At 69.5% G+C, this 10,976-nt stretch carries 10 protein-coding genes and 1 tRNA gene; 7 read left to right on the plus strand and 4 right to left on the minus strand.

The window, feature by feature from the left end; translation table 11 throughout:
* Both PROKR_RS08985 and PROKR_RS08990 read left to right on the plus strand, forming a co-directional pair.
* Window positions 1–535 (plus strand): substrate-binding domain-containing protein (locus tag PROKR_RS08985; RefSeq protein ID WP_036962257.1); only part of this gene is annotated, 535 nt, incomplete at its 5' end.
* 21 nt (window positions 536–556) lie between these two features.
* Complete coding sequence (locus PROKR_RS08990) at window positions 557–1,459, plus strand: alpha/beta fold hydrolase (RefSeq protein ID WP_036962259.1); 903 nt, start codon at window positions 557–559, stop codon at window positions 1,457–1,459.
* A 33-nt stretch (window positions 1,460–1,492) separates the two neighbouring features.
* Here the strand turns inward: PROKR_RS08990 and PROKR_RS08995 are convergent, their stop codons facing one another.
* Entirely contained in the window at window positions 1,493–1,906 is a 414-nt protein-coding gene (locus PROKR_RS08995) for a hypothetical protein (RefSeq protein WP_036962262.1), read from the minus strand.
* Between the two features lie 128 nt (window positions 1,907–2,034).
* Here PROKR_RS08995 and PROKR_RS09000 point away from each other — a divergent pair, with 128 nt between their 5' ends.
* Window positions 2,035–2,907, plus strand: coding sequence for a hypothetical protein (locus PROKR_RS09000; RefSeq protein ID WP_036962265.1), 873 nt, complete (start codon window positions 2,035–2,037; stop codon window positions 2,905–2,907).
* 154 nt (window positions 2,908–3,061) lie between these two features.
* A tRNA-Pro gene (locus PROKR_RS09005) sits at window positions 3,062–3,135 on the plus strand.
* 1,298 nt (window positions 3,136–4,433) lie between these two features.
* On the opposite strand, the gene PROKR_RS31470 is transcribed toward PROKR_RS09005, so the two are convergent.
* The 3 genes from PROKR_RS31470 to PROKR_RS31475 form a co-directional block, all read right to left on the minus strand.
* The gene (locus PROKR_RS31470) at window positions 4,434–4,910 is read right to left on the minus strand and encodes an RICIN domain-containing protein (protein ID WP_084800335.1); all 477 of its coding nucleotides are present in this window, start codon (window positions 4,908–4,910) and stop codon (window positions 4,434–4,436) included.
* A gap of 1,226 nt (window positions 4,911–6,136) precedes the next feature.
* Window positions 6,137–6,571, minus strand: coding sequence for a hypothetical protein (locus tag PROKR_RS32565; RefSeq protein WP_157601978.1), 435 nt, complete (start codon window positions 6,569–6,571; stop codon window positions 6,137–6,139).
* A 308-nt stretch (window positions 6,572–6,879) separates the two neighbouring features.
* Window positions 6,880–8,805 (minus strand): SigE family RNA polymerase sigma factor, encoded by a 1,926-nt coding sequence (locus tag PROKR_RS31475; RefSeq protein ID WP_245605764.1) that lies wholly within the window; start codon window positions 8,803–8,805, stop codon window positions 6,880–6,882.
* 723 nt (window positions 8,806–9,528) lie between these two features.
* On the opposite strand from PROKR_RS31475, the gene PROKR_RS09020 reads away from it, so the two are divergent.
* The 3 genes from PROKR_RS09020 to PROKR_RS09030 form a co-directional block, all read left to right on the plus strand.
* Entirely contained in the window at window positions 9,529–9,798 is a 270-nt protein-coding gene (locus tag PROKR_RS09020) for a DUF7218 family protein (protein ID WP_036962272.1), read from the plus strand.
* A gap of 28 nt (window positions 9,799–9,826) precedes the next feature.
* Window positions 9,827–10,432, plus strand: a complete 606-nt coding sequence (locus PROKR_RS09025) for a flavodoxin family protein (RefSeq protein ID WP_036962275.1) — start codon at window positions 9,827–9,829, stop codon at window positions 10,430–10,432.
* 87 nt (window positions 10,433–10,519) lie between these two features.
* A partial coding sequence (locus tag PROKR_RS09030; protein ID WP_036962278.1) for a phytoene desaturase family protein occupies window positions 10,520–10,976 on the plus strand: 457 nt, incomplete at its 3' end.

The raw sequence follows: 10,976 nt of genomic DNA on the forward strand, positions 1-10,976 counted from the left end.
CTGGGCCGGTGGACGTACCGCCGCCGAGCACCTGCTGGGGCTCGGCCACCGGCGCCTCGCCGTCCTGGGCGGGCAGCGCGACCACCTGTACAGCCAGGCACGGATCGACGGATTCCGCTCCGCCGTCACGCAGGCGGGCCTCGATCTGCCCGACGACCGCGTGGCCCACACCGGCTGGCGGCGCGAAGAGGCGGCCGAGGGCGCGCTGGGCCTCCTGCGCGGCACCCCGGCGCCGACGGCGCTCTTCGCGTGCTCGGACACCGTCGCGCTCGGCGTGTACGACGCCGCCGCCGCGCTGGACCTGCGGATTCCCGACGACGTGAGCGTCGTCGGCTTCGACGACCTGCCCGAGGCGCGCTGGCTCAGCCCGGCGCTGACCACGGTGCACCAGCCCATCGCGGAGATGGGCGGCGCGGCGCTGCGCATGCTGCTGCGGCTGGGTGGGGACGTGCCCCGGGAGGCACCGCGCGAGGAGCTCGCGACCCGGCTGGTGGTGCGGGGGTCGACGGCGGCGGTGTCGATGTCACAGGGCTGAGCGGTACCCGGTCATGGGGGCGTGACCTCGAACATCGCCCTCTCCCTCGGCACCCACACCATCTCGGTCCCGCACGGCACCTCCGTGATCGAGCAGCGTTACCACGTCGCCGGTAGCGGCCCGGTGTGCCTCGTCCACCCGGGCGGACCCGGGATCGGCTGGGACTACCTGCGCATGCCCGACCTGGAACGGAGCATGACGATGATCTACGTGGAGCCCGTCGGCACCGGGGCGTCGGGCCGGCTCGCCGACCCGCGCGGCTACAACCTGGGGCTGTACACCCACTTCCTGCACGCGATCGTCGAGCACCTGGACCTGCCGGAGGTCATGGTGCTCGGGCACTCCCACGGCGGATTCGTGGCCCAGCGCTACGCGCTCGACCACCCGGACCGCGTCGCCTCGCTGATCCTGTACGACACCTCACCCGTGACCGGTGAGGTGTTCTGGTCGGCGGCGGTCGAGAACATGGAGAGGTACGCGCGACGACACGTCGCCGACCACCCCGAGGTGGCGAGCTATGTCGCCGGCCTGACCGGCGAGACCGCGCCGTCCGACGACGAGGGCGCGACGGAGGTGCTGCGCAGGATCTCCCCGGCCTACTTCCACGACTACTGGGGCCACGAGGCCGAGTTCACTGCCGGGCGCCAGGCGCTGCGCATGTACGCCGCCCCGGCGTGGGGCGAGGGGCCTGCCTTCGACGTGCGGGAGGAACTGCACACGATCACCGCGCCCACGCTGGTGCTGGTCGGTGACGACGACTTCATCTGCGGGGTGCGGTGGGCCCGGATGATCCACGAGGCGGTGCCCGGTTCGCAGCTGGCGGTGCTGGACAGGACTGGTCACCTGGGCCACATCGAGAGCCCGGGGCAGTTCGCCGGGGCGGTGGCGGCCTTTCTCGACGCGGTGACCGTGGGCGGTTCCTGATCCTGCCGTCGGTGTCCGGCTGCTCGGGCGCGGTCAGCCGCCCGGGCAGTCGCTGCCTCCGCCCGAGTACTCGACGCAGCCGGTCCACGGCGTGTGCTCGGGCTGCTCGGGACTCGACACCTCGAACGACGGCACCGCGCACAGGATCACGACGGCGAGCGCGACGAAGGCGGCCGGACCGTGCCAGAGGTAGATCCAGCTCGCCTCCCGCCGCCAGGCGCTGACCATGGTCCAGACGACCGCCGGCACGACGATCAGGGCGACGACGGTATAGGTGACCTGGTTCGCGGGCACGGGGTTACTGCAGCTCCACCAGCAGCCGTACGCGGTGAACCAGTTGAGCACCAGGACCGGGACGCCGAGGGCGATCACAACGGCGGCAACCGCCTCGAGCGCCGGCATGCCTGAGGCCTCGATGTCCTGGCGGTCGGTGCCGGCGGCGGGCATGGGCCGAATGTACTGGTCAAACCCAGCGCTGACGAGGAAAGATGAGGCCCCAGGGTGCGCGGGCCGACGAGGGTCAGGACAGCTCCGCTCGGCCGTCGCCGCGCGACGTGCAGAGCGGGAGGAGAGCCATGACGGACGCTGTGGCACCACGGGACGCGGCCTCGACAGACGAGTGGGAGCACCGCCCGATGTTCTCCACGAGCGACAAGCGGTCCCGGATCACCTGGCTGGCGCCGGGCCGGTCCCCCGGACGCGTGACGCCCCGCATGGGGACGACGGCACTGCTGTGCTTCGTCGGCTGGGCTGCCGCGACGCTGGCCGGCTCGTCGGTGCTGTGCGGCGCGACGTCGGCCGAGTGCACGCCAGGCATCGGCCAGGGCTGGCTGATCGGCGGGGCGCTCGTGCTCGGCTACCTGGCCGTCCTGGCCACGGTCGACCTGAGCGAGCGGGCGCAGGAGAACCTCGGGCAGCGACGGGCAGCGTCGATGTTCTACCGGGCACCGCTGCTCGCCGGTGTCACCGTGGGCGCGGCAGTCGGAGCGGATCTGGCACTGGCCGCCGACCAGCGGGTGCGTCAGGTGCTCGACGGGGTGCCGGGCACGGAGGCCGTCCTGGTGTCAGCGGTCGTCGCGGTGCTGGCAGCACTCTGGGGTGTCGTCGTGATGGTGCGGCTTCCGGGCGCCCTGCGCCTGGCCCGACGCCGTCAGGAGACGATCGCCCGGCTCCGGCGCGAGGGGCAGCGCTACGCAGGCCGCCTCGTGCTCGGCGACGTGCGCTTCTGGCTGCACGGCGACCCCGAGCTCGACGTCACCGTCACCTACGACTCGCCGGCCGGGCAGCACGAGGTCGCGGCCAGGATGCGGACCTCGCCCCACCGGGTACCCCGGAACGGCAGCAGCATGATCGTGCTCACGGACCTGCGAGGCGCCGTCCACCTGGAGCTGGACTCGGACGCCGGTGTCACGTTCGAGCCGGAGGAGCGGTATACGCCGAGCGAGTAGGTGGGACCCCGCCGGTCGCACGTCGGACGTCCGGCGACGGGCAACAGGCGACGGCGTGCTCGCTCTGGTCGGGCACAGCCCCCGAGGTGGGGTAGTATTTCCGTCGGCCCCAAGGGGCCAAACCCGGTAGCCTTGGGCATGCTCAAGAACACCGCGGGCTGTGGCGCAGCTTGGTAGCGCACTTGACTGGGGGTCAAGGGGTCGCAGGTTCAAATCCTGTCAGCCCGACCGCATCAGGCCCGGGATTCCAACGGAATCCCGGGCCTGAAGGGTTTCTGAGACTTGAACCACTCTCCATTTACTCTCCACTTTGAGTGCTCCGGCGCAGGTGGGCCTTCCCCGTGCTTCGGTTGCTACGGGTTGCATCGCGTCCTGTCGGGTTGAACAGGGCGATGCCCCACCAGGACCGAGCATCTGGTGATCCGCGGTACGCGGTCATCCCCTGGCGGGGCGGTGACGTCTGGTGGGGTCTCGCACTCCTGCGGGGACGTTCGGTGACAGCTACACCGCGCGGGCCAGTCCGGCCTCGTGGCGGTCCAGGACCCGGTTCCGCGGACCAGGACGGCACGTTGCGGCTCGTGGAGGCCAGCGGTCCGACGGCGAAGGCGGCGGAGCAGGCGTTGAAGGTCAAGCTCGCCCACCGCACCCGCACGGCCGGTGTCGGAAGAGTATTGGCTTTTTCGCCCCGCGAATCAGCGCACCACCCGCCTCGTTAATTCGAATTCTCTCGTTAACTGGTCCCTCGACCCGGAATACGGGGACTTCCGCATTAGAAGAAGTCTACAGTTGATGAGATGCCCGATATCCGATGTCACACCACTCGCCGGCCTGACCCAGCTTGAGTCTCTCGACCTCGATGGAACCCATGTAACTGCCATCTCACCTTTGGTCAGTCTTTCCCGGCTCACCAGGATCGATGTTCGCGGATTTCCAAGCGAGCTCGACCTGACACCCCTATCAAATCTGCCCCGGAGAGCAACCGTCAGCGTCTCACGCGGAGCCGAACACCGTGGTCTCGACTCAATTCGAGATCGCGGACACACGATCGAACTGGTGTAGCGCGGCTCTACCGGAACGGTCCAGGCGGGTGTGCAACGCGCCGGAGGTCCGCATTTTCGGGACTTCCGTCGATACCGCAGACCGGACCACTGCGGTCGCCGGGCTGCGGCACTCCGTAGTCGACGGGACGCTCGCGTCCGCCGACATCGTCTACTCCCGCCTCGGCGAGCTCGCGGGGTCTTACGCGATGCGGGGCGCTCGGGTGACAGTGGGTATGTTGCGCCGCATGCTCATCACGTATCCACTCAAGCGCCATGGCTTCTGTCCACCATTCGATGCTGCGGGCGGAGCCCAACTCGAAGCCGCAAAGTCCGACAGACCGAACGGGCGGCCACCGGTGTTCCCGGCAGCCGCCCGTCGGCAACGTCAGTCGTCTGTTCGGCGGTCGGGACAGGCCTCTACAATCTCGACCAATTACCGCATGCGCAGAGGCGGGTGCCCACCCCGGAGGCATGGCCGTCCGCTATCTACGGCGTCTGCCACCGCTGGTACTCGGTGTTGTTGCACGTCTTGAGACGCACACCTTCGCTGATACTGCCGTCGAGACATTTGTTCGTAGCTACATTGAGCAATGCTTGCCCGGCATCCCCGAACCGCCACTCCCACCTTTGATAGTCGCTATCGTTACAGTCGTTGAGGCGTACGCCGTTCGAAATACTCCCGTCCAGGCACATCCCGGTCACGGTGTGATGCACCCGATAATTGGGATAGGCCCCGCTGGGAAGCGCGTACCAATCCTGATATGTGGACGGGCCGCAGGGCACGAGACGCACTCCAAAGGTGATGCTTCCGTCCAGGCACCGCTCCGTCGCCACGTTCAGGTACTCTCCGCCTAGAGCACGAGCTGGGGGAGCGACGAACAGCGAAACGGACAGCGCCATCACTGCCGTGATTGCAACTGCCGCTACGCCTCGAACGCGGCTGATCGATAATGATGCGAACATTTAGTTTCCTCCTTGATTCCATTCAAGTGACGGACTCTCGACCGCCTCGACGGCCCGCACAACTGTGGCGCGTGTCAACCGTTCGAGCGCGACTTCTTGCAGGAGATTCGCGTGGCCACGCCGTGGCCACCTACCTGTTCGCCAAACATTGGCTAGCGTTCATCCAAGAGCAGGCCTGCGATCGGCTTCAGACTGGCGATGATGACCTCCGTCGTCGGGTGGTGACGCACGTGCATCCTGCCGTGACTCGCCAGAGAATCCAAGCGACTGAGAGGGTGAATTTATCGCGGCACGAAGCCGCTGACCTGGGCTTGTACAAAGTCGCCGTCGCCCGCGCGCAAGGGCCGGAACTCAACTTCGCCGGCAGGCATCGCTGCAAGACCGTGGGGCGACTAGCAAATTTTCAGGCACCGTTGTGTCGCTTCATCGTTTGCCGGTGTAGGCGTCGGAGATGCGGGCGGCGAACCCGCCCGTCGTCGACCGCGGGGTTGCGGTGCGTGTGGTGGCCGGTGCGCACCTGGCAAGGGATACGGGGCGCTACTCGGCATCCGTGACCCGCGCAGGGAGCCATCGATCCCCATCCGGCAGAGCGTGGAGGGCATATTCCTGACCGGGCTGCGGCCCGCCACCACCCGCACTGGTGTACCCGTACGTGCCCGGGTAGGTGCCCAGCAGTGGCTGCGCGAGGGCGAGAGCTTCACGCCCGGTCAGCCGGTCAAGTGTGACCTGGTCGTGTTCCACGAGTCGACCCAGCGCACCGGCTCGGTGACGACGCGGCCCGAACCCGGTACAGGGGTCACCCGCAACCGTCGACGGCGCCGCCCGGCCAGCCCCCAGCCCGTCCGCTCACCTCCGGGATCTGCATCATGAGCAGCCCGACCTCCCGGCGCCGCCCCGACCGAACCCGACCTGCCCGACTCGGGCCCCAAGACGGTCGGCCGGCCTCCCCGGATGGCACCCCAGTCGATCGGTCCCAGCTGGCGCTGCTGCGGATGCTGGGCTGGCGCCGGGGAGATCCGCTGCCCGATGTCGACGGTCTGGATGACGCGCCGGAAGAGACCGGCGATGCCCTACCGTTCCCCGCGATCGGTTCTGCTCCCCCAGGCCGAGGCGGGGCCGCGGCGCCCTCGGAGACGGACCTGCTGCTTCCGGCGCAAGCTCGAGGCCAACGGTCCGATCGATCTGCGATCTGCGCGGGCCTGCCTCAGAGGGCGTCGACGCCCGGGTCAGCCGCAGTTGCCCCAGGAACCCGGGCGCCCGCCGGACGCGACAGCGCCGGAGGCGCTGACTACCTCTCCCTTGTACTTCACACAGACGCCGGAGGCGTTGTTGATCCAGACGCCACCCGCATAGCTGTTGTACGAGGCCGAGGCGTCGCTGTTCGACCGCCCGTCGTCCAACCAGAGGTACGCCCCGATTCCACCGGTCTTGGTGCCGAGGTAGCTGTGGGTGATGACGCAGTTCGTCCCGCCATTGGCGGACGAGTACCACAGCTCCACGCGACCTACCTGGTTCCCGCCGGGCAACCACAGGCCGGCCTGGGCGACGACCGTCCCAGAGCAGCTGGACGAGATTCCTTCCGCAGCGCTGGCCGGTGCGGCGAACATGACAGCGGAGCAGATTGCAGCCATGACGGCAGCGACGGGACGGGTCAGACGCACGGGGTCTCCTTCGATCGAGCGCTCGGCCCTGACCAGGGCCGTTGCTGAACGAAACGGAACGATAGCGCAAGGTGGCCGCCGCGACCGGCCGCCGTGTCCGGATGCTCGAGCTCGTCATGGTCAAGCAGATCCGCGCCTTCGTGCACAAGGTGTGCGCTTGGGGGCATGCCCCAGACTGAGACCGTCGTGGCCGAAGGCGCCCGGATCTATCCACGCGCGAGCCCGTCGGCATGTGCCCGTGCACTTCCGGGCTCCGCGCACGGCAATCTCGCACGAAAACATCAGGCAGCACGCCCACCAATACTGGATCAGCCACGCTCCAGAGCCGGCACGACCGTGGCCTCGACGAGCCACTGCCGCGCGCCCGCGTCCTCGAGCCAGGCGGTGCGGGCACCGGCCATACCCGCGGTCACCGAACCGCCCGGGAACCGGGCCAGGTCCGGGCCGTCGTACCCGGAGGCAGTCGTCGTCGCGCGGTAGAGGTAGGAGGAGTTCACGGCCTCCTGGACGGTGGGGTCGGTGCTCGTCCACGAGACCAGGCCGCCCGAGGCACGAAGGTCTTCCACGACACCTTCCGGGAGCCGCACCACACTGTCACCGTTACCGGCGCGGTCCAGGACGTAGAGGGCGCCGGATCCCGACTCGGCGTCGATGGGCAGCACCGTCCACGCCACGACGTCGTCCGACACGACGATGTCGGCAACCTCGGCCTCGGCGTCGTGCTCGATCTCGACGAGTGCGGTGCCGACGGAGCTCCCGCCAGCAAGGGCGTCGAACAGCCGGATCGTGGTGATCCGGGTTTCGCCGGCACCAGGGGTCAGGATGGCGGCGACTGCCTCGTTGTCGTCCGCCGCGAGCGCGGTGACGTCGGTCGCGAGCTCCATCGGCGTGCTGTCACCGTCGAGGCTCGTGGCGTACAGGCGGGTGTCGTCGGCCGTGGCCCCGGCCGTCCACAGCGCGAGGTCCTCGGTCGTGGCGATCAACCACAGGCGTTCGTCGGTGCTGACCAGGGGCTCCGCAAGCGTGGTGAGGCCCTGGCCGGACAGGCGGAGCGTGCGGAGGAAGCTGTTGCGGGGCGATGTCCCTTCTGCCGCGTACTCGCTCCAGACCACCCGGTTCCCGGTGATGGTCAGGCCGGTTGGTGTCGCTCTGGCGTTCTGATACATCGTCATGCCGGTCGCGGACACCGAGCCGTCGCTCGCCTGAGGGCTCGTCAGGAGGACCGCATTGTCGCCGCCAGGTCCCGCGCGGTCGAAGGTCCAGATCGTGCCCCTCGCGGACAGGCCGCGCGGATCGGGCAGCGGGTGCTCGGCGGTTGTGTCGAGTGGCCCTACGGTTCCCGAGAGCACGACGTCGTGGCAGCTCAGGTCGCGGGCGTCCGCGGCGTCGACCACGACAGGGTCGTTGAGCGGACCGATGTCCTCGTTCGCTCGTGGAACACGGGCAGTTGTCGGCCCGGGCACGGCCTCGGGGCAGGCGAGCGGTGTCTTCCTGGCTAGGGCCGGGTTGGGTCCGAGCCCGTCGGTGAAGCCGTCGTCGAGCAGCCGGGCGATCAGGTCTCCACCGGGAAGAACGACCTGCCCGATCCCGGGCACCGGCACCGGCCCGCGGGTCAGCACCCCGAGCACTACCAGGAGCATCACGCACGTCGCTCCGACCACCTGACCTGTCCGGCGTCGCCGCAGCGCGGTGCGGCTGCGTTCGAGCACGGCCTGCTCGTCGACGACCACCGGCTCGACCACTTCGGCCTGCGCGACGAGAAGATCCCGCAGACGGGCCAGCCCACGCGAGTTCGCCGCTTTGACCGTCCCGACCGCGATCCCGAGCTCGCGGGCGACCTCCGCCTCCGGCAGGTCCAGCAGATGCCGCAGCACCACGACCCGACGCTGATTGAGCGGCAGCTGCGCCAGCCCGCGGACCAGCTCGTCGCGCAGCACCACGTGCCCGGCGTGATCCGCCGTCGCGGTGACGGGGATCTTGTCGTCGCCGGGGAACGACTCGCGACGCGTGTGCCGCCAGCCGTCGATCCGCAGGTTCACCAAGATCCGGCGCGCGTACGCACGCTCCGTGCCCGGCCGGACCTTCGCCCAGGTGCGGTAAACGCGCTCGAACGTGGACTGGACCAGCTCCTCCGCCCGGTGCCGGTCCCCGCACAACAGATACGCCGTGCGGTGCAGGTAGGTGCTGGAGTCCCGCACGAACACGGTGAACGTCTCGTCGTGGGAACGCGGCACCTCGACCAGCACCTCGCGCCCCCCCGCCGCTGCCCGACGACGGAGCGCCCGCCCCGAAGTCACCCATGGCTGCCCCACTCTCCCGCCTCATGCCACCCACTACGGTGAGCGTAGGCCGAAGGTTGCCTCCGTCGGCGTGATCGTACGCACGGCCCGCGGGTACAGGCCTGCAAGGCCCCGTCCACCCGCACGGTAGGTGCTTTCCGGCGAGCCAGTGTTCCCACGGCAGAGGGCGCACTCATCGCGGGCGTCCAAGCACTGATCGTGAGCGGGGCTGCCTGGCCCGGTCCCTGGCGCGCGGTCCGAGAATCCTTCTGGTCGACGAGGTCACCGCCAGCCTCGATCCCGAGACGGAACGCGTCATCTCCGGGGTCATCGCCGACTTCAAGGGCACCGCCCTGATCGTCTCGCACCGCACCGAGACACTCGACCGGCTCGAACACGTCATCAGGCTCGACCCCCCCGGCCTCGTCCCCGTCGACCACCGAGCGACGGCACCAGGGACACCGGGACCGGGGCACATCAGAGTACGTCGACGCCTCATCCTGAGGGACGACGATCCCAGCTGAAGGCCGTGGGAGCAGGTTGCCCGTCGCCCGTCGCCCCCTCGACGCCGTTCGGCGTGTGCGTGCGGGCGAAGCCGGGTCCGGCGACGCGGAGTGCGGGTCGTCCGTAGCTGATCCATGGTGGAGGCAAGTCATCGTGCCGACCGGAGGAGCGACCATGCCGAAGCGTGACCCGGGACCGAGCGTCAAGGACAAGGAGCTGTACGAGAAGCTCCGCGACGAGGGCAGCTCCAAGGAGAAGTCCGCGCGGATCGCGAACGCCGCAGCGAACACCTCCCGCAAGAGCGTGGGCCGCAAGGGCGGCAAGTCCGGCGACTACGACGACTGGACCGTGGAGAAGCTGCGCAAGCGCGCCGCCGAGATCGGCATCGAAGGCCGCTCCACGATGCGCAAGAGCGAGCTGATCAAGGCACTTCGTTCCCACTGACCCGACAAGCCGACCCGACAGGAGACTCATGAAGGCGTTGTTCCTGAGCTGCACCCTGAAGCCCTCCCCCGCACCGTCCAACACCGAGGCCCTGGCCGACGTCGTGGCATCCGCCCTGCAGGAACGAGGCGTGGCGGTCGACCGGCTCCGGCTCACCGACCTGTCGGTGCCGCCAGGCGTCGAGACAGACCTCGGCGACGGCGACGACTGGCCCGCCGTCCATGAACGCCTCCTCGACGCCGAGATCCTCGTCGTCGTCACCCCGACCTGGCTCGGCCGACCCTCGTCGGTGGCCCAGCGCATGCTCGAACGCATGGACGCGATGCTCTCCGAGACGTCCGCCGACGGCACCCCGGTCGCCTACAACAAGGTCGCGGGCGTCGTGGTGACAGGCAACGAGGACGGCGCCCACCACGTGATCTCCGAGATCAGCGGAGCGCTCGGCGACATCGGCTACACCGTGCCCGGCCAGGCCTGGACCTACTGGAACCAAGGACCCGGCCCCGGGCCCGAGTACCCCGACACCGAGCACGGCCACGAGTGGTCGCACAGCACGGGCCGGCTGATGGCGCACAACCTGCACGCCGTCGCCTCGGCACTCGCCGCGCACCCCGTACCACCCCACGAGGACTGACGCCGGCCCGGTCGCCCAGCTCGCCGACCAACGCGCCGGCGACCGGGATCGATCGCTGGCACGCTCAGAACTATCGACCTAGGGGGCATGGTGCGCACTGTCGACGCGGTGGTCATCGGCGCCGGACCGAACGGGCTGGTGGCCGCCAACGCCCTGGTCGACGCGGGCTGGGACGTGCTGGTGCTCGAGGAGCAGGACGCTCCCGGCGGCGCAGTGCGCACCGCGGAGGTGGCGGCCCCCGGATATCGCACCGACCTGTTCAGCGCGTTCTACCCGCTCGCCGCCGGCTCACCGGTGATCCGCGGGCTGCACCTGGAGGACCACGGCCTGGCCTGGTCGCGCGCCCCGTCGGTCCTCGCTCACGCGCTCGACGACGGCAGAGCCGCCGTGCTGCACGCCGAGCCCGAGGACACGGCGGCGGCCCTGGAGACGTTCGACGGGAACGACGGCGCGGGTGACGGGGCGGCGTGGCTGGAGATGTTCGCGCAGTGGAGCAGGCTGCGCGACCCGTTGCTCGACGCGCTCTTCAGCCCGCTGCCCGCCG

The organism is Promicromonospora kroppenstedtii DSM 19349, assembly GCF_000515355.1.
In the GTDB taxonomy this organism is placed as follows: domain Bacteria; phylum Actinomycetota; class Actinomycetes; order Actinomycetales; family Cellulomonadaceae; genus Promicromonospora; species Promicromonospora kroppenstedtii.

Coding starts and splice junctions, on each gene's coding strand:
- PROKR_RS08995 (WP_036962262.1), bottom strand. CDS start 1,906: ATGCCCGCCGCCGGCACCGACCGCCAGGACATCGAGGCCTCAGGCATG.
- PROKR_RS09000 (WP_036962265.1), top strand. CDS start 2,035: ATGACGGACGCTGTGGCACCACGGGACGCGGCCTCGACAGACGAGTGG.
- PROKR_RS31470 (WP_084800335.1), bottom strand. CDS start 4,910: ATGTTCGCATCATTATCGATCAGCCGCGTTCGAGGCGTAGCGGCAGTT.
- PROKR_RS09020 (WP_036962272.1), top strand. CDS start 9,529: ATGCCGAAGCGTGACCCGGGACCGAGCGTCAAGGACAAGGAGCTGTAC.
- PROKR_RS09025 (WP_036962275.1), top strand. CDS start 9,827: ATGAAGGCGTTGTTCCTGAGCTGCACCCTGAAGCCCTCCCCCGCACCG.